The organism is Campylobacter concisus (assembly GCF_902460875.1).
GTDB classification, from domain to species: Bacteria; Campylobacterota; Campylobacteria; order Campylobacterales; family Campylobacteraceae; genus Campylobacter_A; species Campylobacter_A concisus_AA.
On the sequence record NZ_CABPVR010000005.1, the window covers coordinates 1 to 20,185 of the forward strand.

Below are 20,185 nucleotides of genomic sequence, written 5' to 3' on the forward strand. Positions count from 1 at the left end.
AAAATCGAGCAAAATTTAAAACTAACGAGGATAAAAATGCAAAATTTAGATATAAGAAAGGCATATCTTGATTTTTTTAAATCAAAAGGTCACGAAGTCGTAGCTTCAGCACCACTCGTGCCAAACGATGCAACACTACTTTTCACAAATGCCGGCATGGTGCCATTTAAGAGTATTTTTACAGGCGAAGTGCCACGCCCAACACCACCTATTCGCACTAGCTGCCAGACCTGCATAAGAGCTGGTGGTAAGCACAACGACCTTGATAACGTCGGCTACACAGCGCGCCACCACACATTTTTTGAGATGCTGGGAAACTTTAGCTTTGGCGAATACTTCAAAAAAGAGGCGATCGCTTACGCTTGGGAATTTGTCACAGAGGTGCTAAAACTACCAAAAGATAAGCTTTATGTGACCGTTCACGAAAGTGATGATGAAGCATTTGAAATTTGGAGCACTCACATCGCAAAAGAGAGAATTTACCGCTTTGGCGACCACGATAACTTCTGGCAGATGGGCGATACTGGACCATGCGGTCCTTGCAGCGAAATTTTTTACGATCAAGGGGCTGAACACTTTAACACGCCTGAGGACTACATGGGCGGCGATGGCGATAGATTTTTAGAGATATGGAACCTTGTTTTCATGCAGTATGAAAGAAGCGCTGATGGCAAACTAAGCCCGCTACCAAAGCCAAGCATCGATACAGGTATGGGACTTGAGCGCGTTACTGCTATCTTGCAGGGTAAATTTAGCAACTACGACAGCACGCTTTTTATGCCACTAATCAGCGAAGTGGCAAAGCTTTGCGGCAAGCCATACGTCTATGAAAGTGGCGCTAGCTACCGCGTCATAAGCGATCACATCCGCTCAGTTACATTTTTGCTGGCTCAAGGTACAACATTTGACAAAGAAGGCCGTGGCTACGTGCTTCGCCGCATCTTACGCCGTGCGATCCGCCATGGATACTTGCTAGGCATAAAAGAGCCATTTATGTATAAGCTTGTCGATAAAGTTTGCGAGCTAATGGGCGAGCACTACACATACCTAAATGAGAAAAAAGCGGCCGTAAAAGAGCAGATCAAGCTTGAAGAAGAGAGATTTTTGGCGACAATCGCTAGTGGCTTAGAGCTATTTGAGAGCGAGCTTAAAAATACAAAAGAAATTTTTAGCGGAGAGGCTGCGTTTAAGCTTTATGACACATTTGGCTTTCCGCTTGATCTAACAGCTGATATGCTTAGAGAAAAGGGCTTAAAGGTCGATGAGGCAAGGTTTGACGAGCTTATGAGTGAGCAAAAAGCACGCGCAAAAGCTGCTTGGAAAGGCAGTGGCGACAAGAGTGCGAAGGGCGATTTTAAAGAGCTACTTGAGAAATTTGGCGAGAATAAATTTATAGGTTACGAAGAGCTTAAGAGTAAAAGTAAAATTTTAGCCCTACTTGATGAAGAATTTAAAAATGTAGATAGTCTAGACGCTGGCAAAGATGGCTGGGTGATGTTTGACGTCACTCCATTTTATGCTCAAAGTGGCGGTCAGTGCGGCGATAGCGGTAAGATAGTAGGCAAAGCAAATGTGATTGATACGCAAAAATTTCATGGGCTAAATTTATCTTTAGTAAAAACTAGCGCGGCGCTAAAAGTTGGCGACGAAGTAGAGCTTGAAGTTGGCAGCGGTAGAGCCCAGATCGCACGTCATCACAGCGCTACACACTTACTTCATGCGGCCCTTAGAAACGTGCTTGGCACGCATATCGCTCAAGCTGGCTCAAGCGTAGAAGCAGATAGGCTAAGGTTTGACTTCTCACATCCAAAAGCGCTTACTAGCGAAGAAATTTCAAAGATTGAAAATTTAGTAAATGAGTGGATACTAAATGGTGCTAACTCAAAAACAGAACTTATGAAACTTGAAGATGCTAAAAATAGTGGAGCTATCGCACTATTTAATGAAAAATACGCTGATAATGTAAGAGTCGTTAGCTTTGGCGACGTCAGCAAAGAGCTTTGCGGTGGCACACACGTGAAAAATATAGATGAGATCGGATCGTTTTTCATCACAAAAGAGAGTGGCGTAAGCGCTGGTGTTAGGCGTATAGAGGCTGTTTGCTCAAGAGCTGCGCTAAATTTAGCAAAGTCATTTAGAGCCGAGCTTGACGAGCTAAAAGATGAGCTAAAAAGCACCGAGCCACTAAATGCGGTCAAAAAGCTAAAAAATGAACTAAGAGTTTTAAAAGACAAACTAAAAAATGCTAAAAATTCTCATGAGCTAGTCTATTTAGATATAAATAAAACCAAACTTTGCGTCACAAGCGTAGATGGTGGAGATATAAAAACTTTGATAGATGAGTTTAAAAACGAGCATGAAAGTGCTGCTATTTTGCTAATCCAAGCTGATGAGAGCGGCAAAATTTCTCTTGCAGCTGGCGTTAAAAACGCTCCTTTAAAGGCAGGCGCTTGGGTAAAATTTGCAGCGCAAATCCTAGGTGGCAATGGCGGTGGCAAAGATGACTTTGCGACAGCCGGTGGCAAAGATGCATCAATGATAGAAGATGCGATAAAAGACTCACTTGAGTACGCAAGGCAAGCCTTAGAAAAATGAGTCATTACGATATAGCTTTTATAAAATTTGACCAAGTAGTACTATTTTTGCATGTGTGCTTTGTAGCTCTTTTTGTGGGGCTACAAGCCGGTCTTGTACTTGTTGGAAGTTACTTTATAAAAAATAAATTTGAAGACAAGGAACGCTATCACATCTTACTTCACATTATAAGACGCTTTGGCATTGCGATTTTCATACTAATCCTTTGCGTGATAGCGACAAGTGTGGTTATAATTTTTGGATTTTATGATGCAAATTTGACAAATCCTATGGCAAGTGCAATGGTGGCAACAAAATGCGCAATAGAACTATTTTTGCTATTAAATTTAAGCTATATATTTTATAGATACAAAAAGGCCTTAAAAGCACTAAGATCGCATGAAATGATCGAGCTAAACGAGAGTTTGATCGTTATAATTTATTACTTCACACCGCTAAATTTATTAGCTTCGCTAGCAGCTATTTATCTTGGTATAAGCTATAAGGTGTTTTTATGACAACACTCGCTTCAAGCTCGCCAACAAGGGCAAATTTATTAAAAGATGCTGGTATAAATTTCACTCAAATTTCTTTCCAGTTTGATGAGAGCAAGATAGAAAAAAATGTCAAGCCTGAAATTTATGTCCAAAACGTCGTAAAAGCCAAAAAAGAGCAATTTTTAAAAGAAAATATAGGTCTTAAAAATTTACTATTTGCAGATAGCTGTGTGGCGTGTGGAGATAAAATTTTAGGTAAAGCAAAGGATGAAAAAGAAGCGATTACCATGCTAAATTTACAAAGTGGCAACGAATGCAGTGTCTATACAGCGATGATATTTTTAGGCGAATTTGAGCTTATAAACGTAAGTAAGACTACGTATAAATTTAAAAAATTTGACGAGCATGACCTTAATGAATACATAAAAAATAATGAGTGGCAAGGCAAGGCTGGAGCCATGACGATAGAAAATTTTAATAAAAAATACATCATCTCCCAACACGGCGAAACTAGCACGGCCATGGGACTAAATTTAAAAATATTAAAGGCATTTTTATGAAATATATCCTGGCATTTATCTTTATAGTTGCCATTTCGCTTGGCGGAGCATTTTTATATTTTTATTCACAAGTTAGATTCGATGCTTACGCTATTATTGATTATAAACCAAAGCTTACAACGCAAATTTTTGATAGAAACAACGAACTCATCGCAAATATCTTTGAAGAAAATAGAATTTACGTAAAATATAACGACATCCCGCCGCGTGTCATCGAAGCACTCGTGGCTATCGAGGATACAAGCTACTTTGAGCACGGCGGCATAAACGTAGAAGCTATGGCAAGAGCTGCCATAAAAGATATCAAGGCCAGAAAACTAGTCGAGGGAGCTTCAACACTAACACAACAGCTCATAAAAAACCTAGCTCTAAGCCGTGAGAAGAAATTTACAAGAAAGATAAAAGAAATCGTGCTTGCTATGAAGCTTGAAAGCGAGCTTAGCAAAGAAGATATCATCGAAAGATACCTAAATCACGTCTATTTTGGACATGGCTACTACGGCATAAAAACAGCAGCTGAGGGATATTTTAGAAAAGATCTAAATGAGCTAAGCATAAAAGAGGTTGCCATGCTAGTTGGCTTGCCAAAGGCTCCAAGTACCTATGATCCTACAAAGCACCTTGACTTGTCGCTTAGCCGTGCAAATAGAGTACTTGAGAGAATGTATAGCATCGGCTGGATAAATGAGGATGAGTACCGCAAGGGCGTGCTTGAAGAGCCAGCGGTCTTTGACGATACACTCACAAGAAATAAAGCCCCTTACGTAGTCGATGAGATAATAAAAGAGGCTTCAAAGAAATTTGACGATATAAAAACTGGCGGCTATAAGATACAAAGCACAGTTGATCTAAATGTTCAAAAGATCGCTCAAGAAGCTCTAGTCTATGGCTATAATGAAATTTTAAAACGCGATAAAAAAGCAAATGCAGAAATCCTAAATGGAGCTATAGTAGTTACTCATCCACAAAGTGGTCAAATTTTAGCTCTAATTGGCGGTATTGACTACGCAAAAAGCAGTTATAACCGTGCCACTCAAAGCAAGCGCCAGCCAGGATCTAGCTTTAAGCCGTTTATCTATCAAATAGCACTTGATAGCGGTTACTCAGTCGTTTCTCAAGTGGCTGATATCGCCAGGACATTTGACATGGGCAATGGCAAAGAGTGGACGCCAAAGAATTATAGCGGCGGTTTTCAAGGCTATATCACTATAAAATCAGCAATAACCCAGTCGCGTAACCTCGCAACCATAAATTTGCTAAACGATCTTGGTCTTAGCTCGGTTCGTAAACAGCTTACAGATATGGGCTTTAATGATATCCCAGAAAATTTATCTATCGCACTTGGAAGTTTTGGGATTTCGCCACTTGACTTTGCGAAATTTTACTCGATGTTCCCAAATGAGGGCCAGATGGTTGAGCCGACACTTATTAAGCATATAGAAAATAGTTTTGGTGCGTCGATGGACTATGAACCACAAAGAAAGCAAGTGCTAAAACCAGAACAAGCATTTTTGATGACGACACTTCTTCAAAATGTCGTAAATAACGGCACTGGACGCAACGCTAAAATAAACGGCATCCAAATAGCAGGCAAAACCGGCACAACAAATAATAACATTGATGCTTGGTTTTGTGGTTACTCACCTGATATCGAAGCGATAATCTGGTACGGAAATGACGACAATAGCCCTATGAAAAAGATTGAGGGTGGTGGTAGAACAGCCGCACCTGTGTTTAAGAAATTTATGGAAGGCTACATTAAGCTTTATCCTACTTTAAGACGTGCATTTGAGCAGCCAGATGGTGTTTATAAAGGCTATTATGGTGGCAGTGACGAATACTACACAAATGACTCGCCACTACCTCAAAATATACCAGCAAATGACATCATACAAGATCAAGAAAACGATGGATTATTATTTTAGGAAGATAAGATGAGGATTAAAATTTTACTTTGTTTAGTAGTCGCAAGTATTACATATGGCGCTAATCTAAATACAGCCAGCAAAAACGAGTTAATGGAGCTTGGGCTAAGTAAAGGCCAAGCGTTAAACATTATAAAATACAGAAAAGCCCATAAATTTAAAAGCATCGATGAGCTTGAAAAAGTCCAAGGTATTGGTTTTAACGATATGCAAAAAGTTAAAGAAAAACTTAGCATAAAAGAGAATGCGAAAGTCAAAAAATCTGAAGCAAAAAATTCTAAAGGCAAGAAAAAGAAAAAATAATCTTATTTTTTATTTGAAATTTCTAGCCATTTACATTTGAGTCCTATTATTATGGCTTTTTATAAAATAATCCACTCTTTTTTCTATACTCTTTTTCTTATATTTGCAATTGTCTTTATCTTAGTTTTTGTTGGCATTTAATGAGTTTAAATTAAGAGCAAAAATTATCTCATTTTCTATAGTTGCGATAGCTATCATATTTTCATTAACGTCTAAAATTTTTATACCCTTTTTTAGAGAACATTCGAATTTAAGAACCGCATTGCTCCCATACTATCCCATCTACTCGGCTGCAAAACTAGTAAAATCACTCACACAAAAACCGCTCCCTTTTACCTACGTGGCAGATGGCGCAACGCTTACTAATGATAAAAAGAAAATTTTAGTTTTGATAGTTGGCGAGACGCAAAGAAGCAGAAACTATTCACTAAATAGCTACGCCAAAAACGATACGAATAAATTTACTAAACAAAAAGATGTGGTAAGTTTTACAAATTTCTACTCATGTGGAACAGCCACAGAGACTAGTGTGCCTTGCCTATTTTCAGACTTAAAGCGAGAAAATTTTAGTAACCGTGAAGCGAAAGCTCGTGAAAATTTAGTTGATATCGTCAATAAACTTGGCATAAAAACATACTTTTTTGGCAACAATAGCGGCGGTTGCAAGGGCGTTTGTAACAATCTTGATCAAAACCATACTTCAGATCATCGAGCAGAAGGCTTTGATGAAGTGATATTTGATGAGGCCAAAAAGGTCATCAAAGATGCAAATTCCACCACCTTTATCGTGCTACATCTGCAAGGCTCACATGGCCCTATCTACTACAAAGGCTACCCAAGCAAATTTAAAGAATTTACCCCAACTTTCGATACTGCCGAGCTAAATAAATGCACACCAGATGAGATAGCAAATACCTACGACAACACCATTTTATATGAGGACTATCTACAAAGTGAGCTAATAAACGCTCTTGAAGTAAGAAAAGATGAATTTGAAGTCACCATGTTCTTTTTCTCAGATCACGGAGAGAGCCTAGGTGAAAACGGTATATATTTACATGGTCTACCTTACTCCATCGCTCCAGACGAGCAAAAACACATCCCAGCCATCGTCTTTTCAAGCGATAGCGAACTTTTAAAAAGGCTAAAAGCTAGAAAAAACGAAACTCTTTCGCATGATTTTATATTTAGCTCAGTTCTTGGATATTTTGGAATAAAAACTAAGGCCTATGAGCCAGAATTTGATATCTTTAGGTAGTAAATTTAAAGCCAGCCTAGGCAAGAGCCTGAAGCTGGCGCAAATTTAAAAGCTGATCTCTTTTATATCAGCTACTTTTAGTATCTCGCTATAAATTTGGCCGATGATAGCAATGCGATTATTTCGCACTTTCTCGTTTTCAACATTTATCATAACTTTGTCAAAAAACTCATCGATCTGCGGTTTTAGAGCAAATAGTGCTTTTAGTCTTGGCTCATACGCTAGGCTCTTATCGACCGCTTTAAATGCATCATTTAGGGCTTTTTCAGCATCTATCTCAAAGAGGCTCTCGTTCACCTTGCTAAATTTATCGTCTTTGATGATATTTGCAAGGCGCTTAAATGTAGAGAAATTCTCTCTAAAGCTTAGCTCGCTAGAAATTTTAGCGAGTGCCTCTATCATCTTGGTTAGCTCCAAGATATCCTTTTCGCCGCTTTTTATGCACGCTTTTACGATAGAAGCGTTTACGTCAAAGAAGGTGTAGAGCCTATCAAGGATAAAATTTATTAGTACTTCAATGTCAAATTTCTTATACTCTTTTGCGATATCTTCTAAAATTTCTTTTACGTTAAATTTCAGATTATGCGCCAAAACGATCTTTATCACGCCATTTGCTGCGCGTCTTAGAGCGTATGGATCTTTTGTGCCGCTTGGGATTTTGCCGATGCTAAAGAGCCCCATTAGCGTATCAAGCTTATTTGAAAGCGCAACAACCGAGCTAAAGACCTTGCTTGGGCACTCCGCCTCCTCACCATCTGGCAAATACTGCTCTTTTATGGCTAAAACGACGTCTTTATCCTCGTTTTTAGCCTTTGCATAGTAAGCGCCCATGATACCTTGAAGCTCGGTAAACTCATAAACCATCTGAGTTGTAAGATCGGCCTTGCTTAACATCACGGCTCGCTCTAGCTTAGCCGCGTACTCGCCAGCTTCTTTTTTGAGTAGCTCGTCATAGTTGCCAGCAAGCTTTTTAGCCACTTGTAGCTCTCTAAGCTCTTTTTCGTAGATGCTTCCAAGCTCTTTTAGATAAGTTATATTTTTTAGTTTTTCTGGACCAAATTCGTGTGCTAGGTCGCTTTGCCAAAAGAACATCGCATCACTCAGCCTTGCTCTTAGCACCTTTTCGTTGCCTTTGATGATGAGTAAGTAGTCCTGCGTTATGGCGTTGCTAACGACAATGAAGCAATTTGCTAGCTTGCCATCTTTAAAGACTGGAAAGTAGCGCTGATTTTCTTTCATCGAAGTGATAATAACCTCGCTTGGCACCTCCAAAAATTCCTCTTCAAATGAGCCAAGAAGTGCTGTTGGGTACTCAGTGATCGCCACGACTTCAGCTAACAAGTCTTTATCGATCTCGATCTTTAGCCCACTTTTTTGGCTTATCTTTTCAAACTCATCAAGGATTATTTTTTCTCTCTCGCCTGCTTTAAGCACGATACCACGGCTCTTTGAGCCTTCAAAATACTCTTTTATATTTGAAATTTTTATCTTGTCATAGCTAATGCTTCTGTGTGGATAGGTTGAATCACCGCTCTCTACGCCAAATTTATTAAATTTTATGACCTCATCGCCAAGCAAACACAAAAACGATCTTATCGGGCGGATAAACTCAAACTCACCATTGCCCCAGCGCATAGACTTGCCAAAGTTAAGACTCTTTAAAAACTCTTCAACCATGTCGCCCATTATCCTAGCAACCGGCTCACCTTTTACCTCTTTTTCGTAGTAGAGCACCTCTTTGCCGTCTATCTCTTTAAATTTAAGCTCACTTTCATCTATGCCGCATTTATTTGCAAAGCTAAGTGCCGCCTTTGTAAAGACTCCGTCTTTTAGTGCCACTTGCTTTGGCGCACCGATAAAGCTAGCCACGCTGTCAGGCTGAGATTGTGGAAATTTCTCATGAAAAAAGACCAAACGACGCGGCGTATAATAAAATTTAAAAGGGCTTACAAGATTATATTTTTCAAGTACAGCCTGCCATTTAGTATTGATATTTGGCAGCTCCCTTAAAAACGGTATCGCTGGAAGCTCCTCAACTCCGATTTCTAATAATAACTCTTTCATATTTCACTCTTTTTATTAAAATTTTCTCTTTTTTCTCTTACCATTTTTCTTACTCTCTCCTTCTCCTGCGACTGTAAAATGACGCCTCTTATCATAAAAATAAGAAATAAAACAAACGCCGTAATCATAAAAATATCTAAAATTTGCACTCTCTACTCCACAACGATTTGGTTTTCTCTCTTATAAATTTTAACTCTCGCATTTTCAAAATTATACTCGCCATCTTTTAGCTTTTTCTTGCTATAAACCCTGATCTTACCGTATGGTGTATGCAGGTAGCCTCTCTCAAGCCTGCCCGAAATTTTAGCAAAGACATCGCCACTTCTAGCTTCACTTAGTTGCGATGCATCTAGTAAATTTTCGCTAATATCTTTTGTGCCATGCTCATTTATGATCTCATAAGAGCTGACTTCAAGCGCATCTTTATAAATTTTCATTCGTCTTACTAAAACATCTAGCTCCTCGCCTACAATAACACTATTTTTAGGATCATAGACATAAATTCCGCGGTGATTTTTCGAGATAATAAAGCCATGCTTATCTTTTAAGATAACAACCACTTTTTCAATAACTGCTGGCACTGCCTCTGGGTGATCAAAAAGCGTATCCGCATCAGCCGTCTTATAGTTTTGTTCGCTTGTTTTTTTATTGGCTTTGTTTTCATCTTTTTTAAAAATTTTACTCACAAAGCCTTTTTTTACTGGGCTTGGATCAGTTGAAATTTTAAACTTTAACGCAAAGTGATCTGAGTAAAGGTCGCTCTTTGCAAAGCCTTTTTCATCGACTGCAAAGCTTGGTTTAAAGACTTCAAAACTACCACTAACATAGCTTAGATCGCCATTTTCCATAAAACTAGGCGAAAGTAAAACATGATCGATTGCTCTTTTTTTGCCATGTACTGCGTGAGAATATCTATCTTTTGGCTCAATCTCTTTATAAAGATCATAAAAATTTCTCGTTGCAATGATGTCATTTAGGATGGATTTTTGTCCAAAGGGCGAGTTAAAATCACCCAAAATAATCGCGTTTTTCTCTTTACCTAGAGCTGTTCTTAACGTTTTTTCAGCCTTTTTTTGCATATTTATACCATTTTTATAAGTTGGAAAGTGATTTACAAATATGCTAAATTTCTTACCTTCCGTCTCAAAAACAACCTTTAAAATATTTCTCGTCTTTACGTTTGGAACTTTAAAAACTTCACTGCCACTTGGCTGCAACTTTGAAATAAGCCCGAGCCCAACAGGCGAATTTTTCTCCTTTGTAAAGCTTATAAATTTATACTCGCTATCACTTACCAGAGCTTTTAAAACCTGCTCATTTTCGATCTCTTGAAGTGCGATAATGTCTGCATTTAGTGCATTTATGACTTGTCTTGTCCTTTGTAGTTTTGAATCAGCCGCCTCGCAGTCCCACTTTGATACCCCTACTTTAAAATCAAGATACTCGCTACCATCATCTTTGCAATCAAATAAATTTTGCACATTATAAGTTGCGATGCTAATTTCACTCGCAAATACCACTAAAATGGTAAAAAACAAAGCAAAAACTACTCTCAAATCTCACTCCTAAAGTCAAATTCAGCGATATTTTGCCTGATCGCCTCATAAGCGATAATGGCAGCACTCATAGCTAAATTTAAGCTCCTGCCCTCTTTTCCCATTGGTATGGTTATGGCGTTTTTAAAATTTATATCCATAAATTCTCTTGGCAGCCCAGTACTCTCACCACCAAAAAATATAAAATCTCCTGGTTTAAACCTAGCCTCATAGTAAAGCCTATTTGTCTTTGTGGTAGCGAAGAAAAATCTATCCTTGTGGCTTAAGTTTGCTTCTAAAAATTCTTCCAAACTATCCCAAATTTTTGGATTTAAAATTTTCCAGTAGTCAAGCCCTGCTCGTCTAACAGCCTTTTCACTCAGATCAAACACGGTGGGTTTAACGATATGTAGCTTTAAATTTGCATTAACGCACATTCTACCGATAGCTCCAGTATTTTGCGGTATCTGAGGATGAACTAAGACTATGTTAAACATAAGCTTTCTTTGCCTTAAAAAGTGTTATAAACTAGCCTATTTTAGCCAAAATGGGCTTTTAAGAGTTTTAAAGACTAATCTTTTCTAGGCTTACGCTCGCTTAGATATTTTGAAATTTCAAACTCTTGCCTACGTTTTATCTCTTTTGCGATCTCTTCGTTTTTAAAACCAGCTGATAAAATTTCTGCCACATCAACTTTCGCGTCAAATTTTGCCTCATAAATTCCAAGCTTCACAGCACGCTCTATCCGCTCTTTATTATAAGCTCCAAGCCATGATTTTATAGGCATATTTAGAGCAATTTGCATTAGATCTTTATCGCTTGGCATATCCTTAAAATAAGGCTGTTTTAAGATAGAAAAGTAGCTCTTTGGTAGACGCATTTTCTCTAAAATTTCCTTTGCGTCAAGCTCAAATTTGCCAAACAAAAGATACAAAAATAGCCTCTCATCATCCACAAATTCTCTAGCACTCTTAAGATCGCTTAAAAACCCATCATCTTTATAAATTTGCATACCAAAAATTTCTTTAAAAAGTCCAAGCTCAAAAAGATAGTAAGCTCCTTTTTCTAGATACTTTGCGCGAAAGAATTTAATAAGCTCAGTATTTATCCTATCTCTGCTTAGATGCTCCAAACTAAGGCTTTTCATAAGAGCTAGCGTCCCATCAGCTATGCTAAAATCAAGCCTCGCGCTAAACTGCACTCCTCTAAGCACCCTTAGTGCATCTTCTTTAAATTTTTCACTGTCAATGTGCCTTAATATCTTGTTTGCTAAATCTTGCTTCCCACCGTAAAAGTCTAAAATTTCTCCATTAAAGATATTCATCATCATGGCATTTATCGTGAAATCTCGCCTAAGACTCGCCATTTTTGGATCATTAATATAGCTTACCGCAAAGTCTTTGTGTAAATTTCCAGTTTTGCTCTCGCTTCTTGGAAGCCCAATATCGTAGTTTTTGTATTTGTAGATGAAGTAGCTTTTGCCAACACCGCTAGCACCTATACTAGCCATTAGCTCATTAAATTTAGTAGGCTCAATATCATAAACCTCGATGTCATAATCATAAATTTCTCGCCCCAAGAACGCATCTCTTACGCAGCCACCAACTAGATAGACACGTGAAGTAAATGGGGCAAATAGCGATCTAAAAAAGTCTAGCTCGCTATTTTTATAAATTTCATTTTTGATTTTTATCTCATTTTTTAAGCCGTCTAATGGCTTATTTTGAGAGATTTTGGAGTCTATTTTCGATATTTGCAAGGGTAAATTCTAAAAATTTTGTAGTTAGCTCAAGCCTTGAAGCAAGATCTTGTTCACTAGTTTGTTTAAGCCCTTCAAAAAGCACTTCTATGCGTTCAGCAAGGTTTGCTAAGAAAATTTTCTCTTCGCTCACCTCTCTACTTTTTATTGGACTTGCTGGCTCCTCTTTTACCTCAAACACTTGCTCATTTTGTAAATTTGACTCAACTTTTAGCTCATTATTTAGTGCATTTTCATTATTCTCTATGGCCAAAAGCTCTTTTTTTAAATTCTCTCGCTCAAGCTCTTCTTGCTTTTTACTTTGCAATGCTTCTATTTTTTCAAGCTCAGCGCTAACCTCACTGATTGCCATTCTAGCGATATCATCAAGCTTCATAATCTTATCAACCACCTTTTAAATTCATTTATCTCTTCATCACTTTTCATCGCTATAAAAAACTCTTTCATCTGCTCGTTTTTTATCGCTCGCTCTTTGCGAAGTCCACTCAGGCGGTTTATCGCGCTAAGAGCGTCTTTGTTTGACGGATCTTGCTTTAAGATATTTTTATAAATTTCAAGTGCATCATCTTTTAGCCCCTGAGCTTCGTAGATCAGTGCTTCAGTGATTGTGTTTTTCATTTTTTGATAAATCCCGCGATAACATCGCCTATCTCACTAGTTGAGCAAATTTCAACTGCATTAAAAGCAGCTATGTCTTTTGTTCTATAACCTTTTGCAAGTGCCTCTTTCACAGCATTTTCTATCGCATCTGCGGCGTCATTTTCACTAAATGCGTATCTTAGCATCATCGCTGTACTTAAAATTGTTGCGATTGGGTTTGCTATGCCCTGCCCTGCGATATCTGGTGCTGAGCCATGAATTGGCTCATAAATTCCCACTTTGCCACCCATGCTAGCGCTTGGTAAAAGTCCTATCGAGCCACAAACCATGCTCGCTTCGTCACTTAAAATATCGCCAAATAAATTTTCAGTAAGTATGACGTCAAAATTTGCTGGCGCTCTTACTAGCTGCATAGCTGCGTTATCGACATACATAAAGCTAAGCTCTACTTCAGGGTAATTTTTAGCCACTTCGCTAGTCACCTCACGCCAAAGCTGACTTGTCTCAAGCACATTTGCCTTATCGACCATACATACCTTTTTCTTGCGAAGCATTGCTGTTTCAAAAGCGATCTTTGCTATACGCTCGATCTCAAATTTAGAATAAACCATCGTATTAAACGCTCTATCTTCGCCTTTTTCACGTGGCTGCCCAAAATAAAGCCCTCCAGTTAGCTCACGAACCACGACAAAATCAACGCCTCTTAAAACCTCTGGTTTTAGCGTGCTAGCATCCACTAGCTCATCAAAAACAATGGCGGGGCGTAAATTTGCATAAGATTCAAGCTCTTTTCTAATCTTTAAAAGTCCACTCTCTGGCCTTAGATGTCTTGGCAAACTATCCCACTTCTCGCCGCCGATCGCCCCAAAAAGCACAGCATCAGAGTTTAGAGCAGAGTTAAGCGTCTCATCTGGCAAAGGCACGCCAAATACATCATAAGCTGCACCGCCCATAAGCTTGTAGTCGTACTCAAATTTTATCCCAAACTCAGCGCTAACAACATCTAAAATTTTTATCGCCTCATCTATGATCTCAGGGCCGATGCCATCGCCTTTTATAACACAAATTTTATATTCTCTCATTATTTAATCCAACTTTACTTTTGCATATTCTATAAGTCCACCGGCGTTTAGAAGCTCTTGCATAAACGGCGGTATAGGGCTAAATTTATACTCTTTACCGCTGGTTAAATTTACGACCGTACCGTTATCTACGTCTATTTTTAGTTCGTCGCCCTCGTTTATCTCGTCCGTTTCTTTGATCTCAAGTATCAAAAGTCCCGTATTAAAGCTATTTCTATAAAAAATTCTCGCATAGCTTTTAGCTATCACCGCGCCTATACCTGCAGCTTTAAGCGCGATAGGAGCGTGCTCGCGAGAGCTACCGCAGCCGAAATTTTCGCCCGCTACGATAATGTCGCCCTTATCTATCTTGGCGCTAAAATTAGGATCGGCATCCTCCATTATATGTTTTGCTAAGATATTTTCGTCGGAAGTATTTAAGTATCTGGCGGCGATAATTATATCGGTATCGATATTGTCGCCGAATTTCCAAACTTTATTCATCGTTTCGCCTTTTTTAAATTTTCGAGATTTTAGCCAAAAGTAGCTAAATAATTCATCAAACGGCGAATAAAATTTGCGGCCCAAACGGCTAAAGGGCAAGGCAAAGGGGCGTTAAACGCCCCTTTTATTTTTTTAAATTTAAAGAACACCTACCCAAGAATTTACATGCCGGGCAAAAACCCGTAACGCCGACAATAATCGGGATTAACCCGATTAACGCCCAGTAGCTCTCGTAAAAATACCAAACCGCTACCATAAAAATTAACCCCAGTACGACCCTAATAATTCTACTTTTTACGCTTACCATATTTTTACCTTTTCTTGAAAATTTTATAAAGCGGGCAGTAGCCGTAATATCCCGTTAAAAGCGGAATTAGCCCGACCGTCCATAACCAGCAGTCGCAAATAAATCCGAAAATAAAAAACCAAATCGCCGCTATAATCAAACGTATAGTTTTATCTAAAACGCTCATTTTATCTCCTTTAAGCCAAAGCTTTTAGCATTCCGTTCATAACCATAGGTTTAAATCCGTAAATTTTAACCAGCCAACTCATGTAGCTCTCTCTGGTAGCGCCGAAGCACTCTAACGTCGGAGCCGTTCCCTCCCAGTCGAACTCTACCATTATGGCCTTGCCGTATTTGGTGATAAAAGGGCAAGCCGTATATCCGGTAAATTTCTCGCTAGGTTCTCGTCCTTTTATCGTATCGGCTAAATTTTTAGCTAAGATCGGATACATTTTCCTAACGCTAGCCCCCGTTTTGCCGGACGCAAATCCGCAAATATCGCCGATACCGAATATATTTTTAAATTTTGTACTTTGTAGGCTGTATTTATCGACGGCTAGAAAATTTAGCTTGTCGCCCTCTTTGGTTAGGCCGGCGCGAGCTAAAATTTCGCTTCCTTTTTGCTTAGGCGGCAGGTGAAGCCAGTCGTATTTTACGTCGATTAGCTCGGACGCGATTTTATCTTCGCCGTTTTGTCTATACGCCGTCCAAAACTCGAAGGTAGCGGTACTTGAGCTTTTATCGACGGCTACGATTTGGTGGCGAAGATTAAATTTTATCTTTCTTTTTATCATTATTTGAGTCATCGCCGCGGCATAAGTCGGATCGCCGAAAAGCTTGCCGCCGCCGACGTAAAGATTAACGCTGCCTTTATCGCGGTTGCCGGCCAACCTCAGCCTATCTTCGCTCATGCATGTTACTTTTTTATTAGCGCCGCTGCATTTCATCGGGGTTTTTTGATCGCAAAATACCGCCGCACCGCCGTTTTGAGAAAATTTCTTCATCAGCTCGTTGCTCTTTACGGCGCCTTGTAGAGTGTAGACGGAGGATATGTTGCCGCTCGTATCGTTAATATCCTCTAAGTTCAGCCCCTTAACGGCTTCAAAGTCGTATTCCACGCCGCTTGCTACGATTAGATAATCATACCCCAACTCGCTCCCGTCGTCTAAGACGAGTAGATTGGCTTCGGGCTTTATCTCCGATACGTTTTTGCGTATCCACTCGGTTCCTTGCGGGATATAATCCGCTTTTTCGTAAACGACGTCGCTAGCTTCGTAAATTCCGACGGCGATTAGCGTAAAGCCCGGCTGGTAGTAAAATTTCTCGTCTTTATCCACGAGAATTACCTTGGCGTTAGGCATATCTCTTCTAAGTTTAGCCGCCAACGCGATACCGCTAAGTCCCGCGCCCATTATAATGATTTTAGAATTTATATCGTCGTTTTCGCCACCCGTTACCGAGCAACCGCTCATACTCGCGACTAGTCCCGCGGCCCCCATTAGCTTTAAAGCGTCTCTTCTTTGCAGTCCTTTCATAAATTCTCCTTTCAAACGAGTTTATGAAATGCTACCTAAAAAAGACCGCTCTCTCCGTAACAAAGTTACCTTAAAACGAGAATTTTAAGAAACAAGCCTTATTTCGCCGCGGCTTTGCGTTATTTGCCCGCTTCTCTCAAGCTCTTTTAGTACCCTAGATACCGCCTCTCTAGCGCTTCCTAGATGATTCGCAAGCTCTTCGTGAGTTATTTTTATAAAATTTTCGTTTAGATTTTCGATGCTTTGGGATAAGAAATTCATAATCCGCGCCGAAAGCGGCGAAAACAAAGCCTGTTCCATAACGTTTATCGTTCTGGCAAACCGATCGGCTACGATTTTTAGAGTAAAATTTAAAATGCTCGGATATTTTTCTTTAAGAGGTTTGTAAATTCGCGCCGGAATAACGATAATCTCGCTATCTTGCTCGATTTCGACGCTTACCTTATTTTCTAGCGAATTTATAGAACACGTATCGCACAGCACGCAACTCTCGTCTTTAGTTAGCCTAAATATCGTTATTTCCTTTGCGCTAGACGACACGAACGCCCTTAAAACGCCTTTTAGTATAAGGATAAATCCGAAGCAATCGTTTCCGGAGTAAAATATATCGCCCTTTTTTACGGTTTTTAGATACGCGTTAGCAAAGATCGCATTTAGATCCTCGCTTGCTAGATCGAAATTATTCGTAAATCTCTCGCGCAAAATTTCTTTTAACTCTTCGCTTAGCATTTTGCCCTTTCGTGACTTCGTTACAAAAATTTAACCTTATTATAGGTAATATTGCATAAAAATTTAATACGAAAAGAAAAACAATGCACGACGTTAAGCAAAACGACTCGCAAAGCAAAATAAAATCGCTTCCGATTATGCTTTTTGCCGGTACTATGGGGCTTGGAGGGCTTTGTGCGGCTTATAAGAAATTAAGCGAGATATTTGTTTTACCCGGCGAGATATTCTCGGCGCTTAGAGCGCTAGACTGCACCGTATTTTGCCTACTTTCGGCGTTTTACCTCTTTAAACTTTTAAAATTTAAAGAAGAGGTAAAGGCCGAATTTTCGCACCCTATAAGGATAAATTTTTTCGGCGGATTTATCATCTCGCTTTTTCTTTTAGCTCTAGCCTACAAAGACGCGCCGCGACTATACTACTCGCTTTTTTACGCGGCTTTAGGCTTGCAAACGATTTTTACGCTTTACGTAATTTCTTTTTGGATCGACGAAAAATTCGATATCGCGATGCTAAATCCAGCATGGTTTATCCCCGTAGTGGGCAACTTGCTAATCCCGATCATAGCCGAAAAATCTCAAGCAATCTGGTATTATTTTAGTTTGGGGCTATTTTTCTGGATTATTTTATTCGCCGTTATATTTTACAGATTAGTCTTTTGCGATAAGTTAGCCGACAAATTCGTCCCGACGCTAGTCATTACGCTAGCGCCGCCGGCTATGGCGTTTTTAGGATACGTAAAATTAACCGAGCGATTCGACGCTTTTGCGGCGATACTACTTAATATAAACGTATTTTTCGCAGCGCTTATACTTTTTTCGTATAAAAGATTTATTAAACTCAAATTCGCCCTATCGTGGTGGGCTTTTACCTTCCCGACGGCCGCTAGCTCCATAGCGTTTTTAAAAGCTTACGAAATTACGCAAAGCGATTTTTACTTAGTTTTAGGAGTCGGCGCTTTTGCGGCTCTAGTCGCTTCGATTTTGATAGTCGGATTTTTAACGATTAAATCTATAATAAACGGCGAAATTTTTTCGGAAAAATAGCCTTAGCTCAAAAATTTACTTTAGTAGTATTCGTAGCTAATTTCTAGCTTTTTATATAGGTCGATTTCCGTTATATCGCCGTTTTCGTAGTACTTTTCCGCAGGCTTAAATTTGACCGAGGTTTTATGCGTCAAATTTCCCCGCTCGTCCCTCGTTATATCTTTAAACTGCAAGATTTGCCCGATTTTTGCCTCAGAGCCGAAGTAATTTACCGACGCATACTCCATCTCGTCGCCGTTTGCGGCGTAGTAATAAACCCATTTTGAGTTCGGGGCTTGCGTGATTTTTTCGTATTCGCCGTTTGGCTTGCGCTCGAAGCTTATCTCTATGCCGTTGCGCGGCTCCATATTATTTTCTATCCGCGTTAAAACGCCCTTTTCGTCGTAGATATAGCTATCGTCCGTCACTAGCGTCCCGCCCGAATACGCCGCCCGAGCGATCATTTTGCCGTCCTTGCCGTAAGTGGTTTTCTCCGTGCGCGGGTAAAATCTATCCTCCACATGCTGCTCTTTGGCCGTCGCGACTAAATTTTCGCCGTCAAATTCGTATTCGTAGAGATAAACGGCGCTATCTTGATATTTTTTGCGTATTAGCCCGTCTTTGCCGTACTCAAACAAGACCGAGCCGTTTGGCGCGCCGTTTATATGCTCGGTTTCTTGCAGTATATAGCCGTTTTCGTTAAACTCCGTCCGCTTCACGCGCGTATTTTCTAGCGCGCCCGAGCCGTCCGTAGAGTATTCGTGCTCCGTAGCCGTCATGCTTTTGACCTCGCCTTTTAGCTCTCTTTTGCTCCAGTCGTTTTGCGGTAAAACGGCCGAGTTTAGATAGCAAACCGCCGATGCCGCCGCGAAAATAGCTTTTAAAATTTTCATTTTTATCCTTTTTCAAATCACGCAAAGCCTAGATTAGTTTAGTTTAAAATTTCACCTAATTTAGCCCAAAAGCGGCAATACCGGTAAAATCCTAGCTTTTATGAGCTTAAATTTATAAGCAAGCCTGAGGCGAATTTTCATTTCCGGGCGGTTTATCAAATTTAAACCTAAGCTGCATTTGCCTTTTTAAAAATTTCTCTCATCTCTTCTTCGCTAAGCGGCTCAACCAGTATATTTGCGGCGTCTATAAAGCGATATTTTTCTTTTGGCAGATTTGCCATAAAAGCGCCATATTCGCATTCGCCGAGCACGTGCGCGTCCCTATCGTCTACGCCGACTACTAGCGTAAGTATCCAGCGCGAGACCTTTCTCTCTCCTAGAACTTCTTGCGCCTGCCACGACGGAGAGGGAGCGTAAGGCAAGATGGTCGGTAAATTTTCGCTAAGCGTATATGCGCCAAAAATTTCGTTGCCGTCTTTATCTTCGTATAAATTCTCTCTTGCGCTATAAGCGTCAAGATACTGCACCCGCCTCATCATCTCATCAAATTTAGCCGCAGGGCTAGCGCTTGCAAAAATTTCATCTATCATAACCGCGTCAAACGCCACGTCGCGCTCCAAGCCAGAGATATAAAGCGTTTGATTTTTCTCTTTTGCCTCCTTTAGAGCCTCAAGTCCCCACATTATGTCGGCTTCATAATCAAATTTTAAAATTTGCTCTTCATCGTAAATTTCCTCGTTGTCACACTCTATTGGTGAGCCGGTTTTGGCTGAGAGCTTTGAGAGTAGCTCAAGCGCGATCTGCCAGTCTCCAACGCCGCTTGGAGTGCAGACTCGAACGATATATTTGCCGTCTTCATAGTTTAGTTCAAACCCGCGAGCGCTCTTTTGCCGCACGCCTGCGATCATCACGTTTTCATTTAGCGAAAGCTCGCTCTGCTCGTCGTTTTGACCATTAAAAAAGCAAAATCCCTCTATAACCTCTGAAATTTCACGCTCGCTTAGCGCCTTTTCATATCCGCCTAAAAGCTTCTTTTTATTTTTTACCTTAAATGTTACGCTCATAAATTCTCTTTCGCCT

Annotated in this window: 21 protein-coding genes; 7 read left to right on the top strand and 14 right to left on the bottom strand. The window is 39.9% G+C overall.

Annotation, left to right across the window (positions count from 1 at the left end; genetic code table 11):
* The first annotated feature begins 36 nt into the window (after positions 1 to 36).
* From alaS to F3H01_RS02780, 6 genes are all read left to right on the top strand, one after another.
* Positions 37 to 2,595, top strand: coding sequence for an alanine--tRNA ligase (alaS, locus tag F3H01_RS02755; RefSeq protein ID WP_149724758.1), 2,559 nt, complete (start codon positions 37 to 39; stop codon positions 2,593 to 2,595).
* Positions 2,592 to 3,092: a 3-isopropylmalate dehydratase gene (locus F3H01_RS02760; protein WP_084042051.1), complete on the top strand. Its 501-nt coding sequence runs from the start codon at positions 2,592 to 2,594 to the stop codon at positions 3,090 to 3,092. The genes alaS and F3H01_RS02760 overlap by 4 nt, the downstream gene beginning before the upstream one ends.
* Positions 3,089 to 3,631: a septum formation inhibitor Maf gene (gene maf, locus F3H01_RS02765; RefSeq protein WP_149724759.1), complete on the top strand. Its 543-nt coding sequence runs from the start codon at positions 3,089 to 3,091 to the stop codon at positions 3,629 to 3,631. Before F3H01_RS02760 ends, maf begins: the two co-directional genes overlap by 4 nt.
* Positions 3,628 to 5,556: a transglycosylase domain-containing protein gene (locus tag F3H01_RS02770; protein ID WP_149724760.1), complete on the top strand. Its 1,929-nt coding sequence runs from the start codon at positions 3,628 to 3,630 to the stop codon at positions 5,554 to 5,556. The genes maf and F3H01_RS02770 overlap by 4 nt, the downstream gene beginning before the upstream one ends.
* A gap of 9 nt (positions 5,557 to 5,565) precedes the next feature.
* Positions 5,566 to 5,859: a ComEA family DNA-binding protein gene (locus F3H01_RS02775; RefSeq protein ID WP_149724761.1), complete on the top strand. Its 294-nt coding sequence runs from the start codon at positions 5,566 to 5,568 to the stop codon at positions 5,857 to 5,859.
* Positions 5,860 to 5,989: 130 nt separating this feature from the next.
* Complete coding sequence (locus F3H01_RS02780) at positions 5,990 to 7,117, top strand: phosphoethanolamine transferase (protein ID WP_223155342.1); 1,128 nt, start codon at positions 5,990 to 5,992, stop codon at positions 7,115 to 7,117.
* Positions 7,118 to 7,162: 45 nt separating this feature from the next.
* On the opposite strand, the gene glyS is transcribed toward F3H01_RS02780, so the two are convergent.
* The 12 genes from glyS to F3H01_RS02840 form a co-directional block, all read right to left on the bottom strand.
* Positions 7,163 to 9,181, bottom strand: a complete 2,019-nt coding sequence (gene glyS / locus F3H01_RS02785) for a glycine--tRNA ligase subunit beta (protein WP_149724762.1) — start codon at positions 9,179 to 9,181, stop codon at positions 7,163 to 7,165.
* 152 nt (positions 9,182 to 9,333) lie between these two features.
* A complete protein-coding gene (locus F3H01_RS02790; protein ID WP_149724763.1) occupies positions 9,334 to 10,737 on the bottom strand; it encodes an endonuclease/exonuclease/phosphatase family protein in 1,404 nt (467 codons plus the stop codon).
* Positions 10,734 to 11,213, bottom strand: coding sequence for a tRNA (cytidine(34)-2'-O)-methyltransferase (locus F3H01_RS02795; RefSeq protein ID WP_149724764.1), 480 nt, complete (start codon positions 11,211 to 11,213; stop codon positions 10,734 to 10,736). The genes F3H01_RS02790 and F3H01_RS02795 overlap by 4 nt, the downstream gene beginning before the upstream one ends.
* 74 nt (positions 11,214 to 11,287) lie before the next feature.
* Positions 11,288 to 12,475 (bottom strand): tRNA nucleotidyltransferase/poly(A) polymerase-related protein, encoded by a 1,188-nt coding sequence (locus F3H01_RS02800; protein ID WP_149724765.1) that lies wholly within the window; start codon positions 12,473 to 12,475, stop codon positions 11,288 to 11,290.
* Complete coding sequence (locus F3H01_RS02805; RefSeq protein ID WP_149724766.1) at positions 12,435 to 12,851, bottom strand: CiaD-like domain-containing protein; 417 nt, start codon at positions 12,849 to 12,851, stop codon at positions 12,435 to 12,437. Before F3H01_RS02805 ends, F3H01_RS02800 begins: the two co-directional genes overlap by 41 nt.
* Positions 12,848 to 13,093 carry a hypothetical protein gene (locus F3H01_RS02810; protein WP_021091490.1) on the bottom strand — a complete coding sequence of 82 codons (246 nt, stop codon included), beginning with the start codon at positions 13,091 to 13,093 and terminating at the stop codon, positions 12,848 to 12,850. Before F3H01_RS02810 ends, F3H01_RS02805 begins: the two co-directional genes overlap by 4 nt.
* Positions 13,090 to 14,157 (bottom strand): 3-isopropylmalate dehydrogenase, encoded by a 1,068-nt coding sequence (gene leuB, locus F3H01_RS02815; protein ID WP_149724767.1) that lies wholly within the window; start codon positions 14,155 to 14,157, stop codon positions 13,090 to 13,092. The genes F3H01_RS02810 and leuB overlap by 4 nt, the downstream gene beginning before the upstream one ends.
* A 3-nt stretch (positions 14,158 to 14,160) precedes the next feature.
* Positions 14,161 to 14,640, bottom strand: a complete 480-nt coding sequence (locus F3H01_RS02820) for a 3-isopropylmalate dehydratase small subunit (RefSeq protein ID WP_149724768.1) — start codon at positions 14,638 to 14,640, stop codon at positions 14,161 to 14,163.
* 124 nt (positions 14,641 to 14,764) lie between these two features.
* A complete protein-coding gene (locus tag F3H01_RS02825; protein ID WP_107691679.1) occupies positions 14,765 to 14,947 on the bottom strand; it encodes a YgaP family membrane protein in 183 nt (60 codons plus the stop codon).
* Between the two features lie 4 nt (positions 14,948 to 14,951).
* Positions 14,952 to 15,113: a YgaP family membrane protein gene (locus F3H01_RS02830; RefSeq protein ID WP_021091464.1), complete on the bottom strand. Its 162-nt coding sequence runs from the start codon at positions 15,111 to 15,113 to the stop codon at positions 14,952 to 14,954.
* A 10-nt stretch (positions 15,114 to 15,123) separates the two neighbouring features.
* Positions 15,124 to 16,461 carry an NAD(P)/FAD-dependent oxidoreductase gene (locus F3H01_RS02835; RefSeq protein WP_149724769.1) on the bottom strand — a complete coding sequence of 446 codons (1,338 nt, stop codon included), beginning with the start codon at positions 16,459 to 16,461 and terminating at the stop codon, positions 15,124 to 15,126.
* An 84-nt stretch (positions 16,462 to 16,545) separates the two neighbouring features.
* Positions 16,546 to 17,190: a Crp/Fnr family transcriptional regulator gene (locus F3H01_RS02840; protein WP_103560655.1), complete on the bottom strand. Its 645-nt coding sequence runs from the start codon at positions 17,188 to 17,190 to the stop codon at positions 16,546 to 16,548.
* A gap of 83 nt (positions 17,191 to 17,273) precedes the next feature.
* Here F3H01_RS02840 and F3H01_RS02845 point away from each other — a divergent pair, with 83 nt between their 5' ends.
* On the top strand, positions 17,274 to 18,233 hold the full coding sequence (locus F3H01_RS02845; protein WP_149724770.1) for an SLAC1 anion channel family protein: 960 nt from the start codon (positions 17,274 to 17,276) through the stop codon (positions 18,231 to 18,233).
* A 20-nt stretch (positions 18,234 to 18,253) separates the two neighbouring features.
* On the opposite strand, the gene F3H01_RS02850 is transcribed toward F3H01_RS02845, so the two are convergent.
* Both F3H01_RS02850 and F3H01_RS02855 read right to left on the bottom strand, forming a co-directional pair.
* On the bottom strand, positions 18,254 to 19,105 hold the full coding sequence (locus tag F3H01_RS02850; protein ID WP_149724771.1) for a hypothetical protein: 852 nt from the start codon (positions 19,103 to 19,105) through the stop codon (positions 18,254 to 18,256).
* A 167-nt stretch (positions 19,106 to 19,272) separates the two neighbouring features.
* A complete protein-coding gene (locus F3H01_RS02855; protein WP_149724772.1) occupies positions 19,273 to 20,169 on the bottom strand; it encodes a DUF4299 family protein in 897 nt (298 codons plus the stop codon).
* Between the last annotated feature and the right edge of the window lie 16 nt (positions 20,170 to 20,185).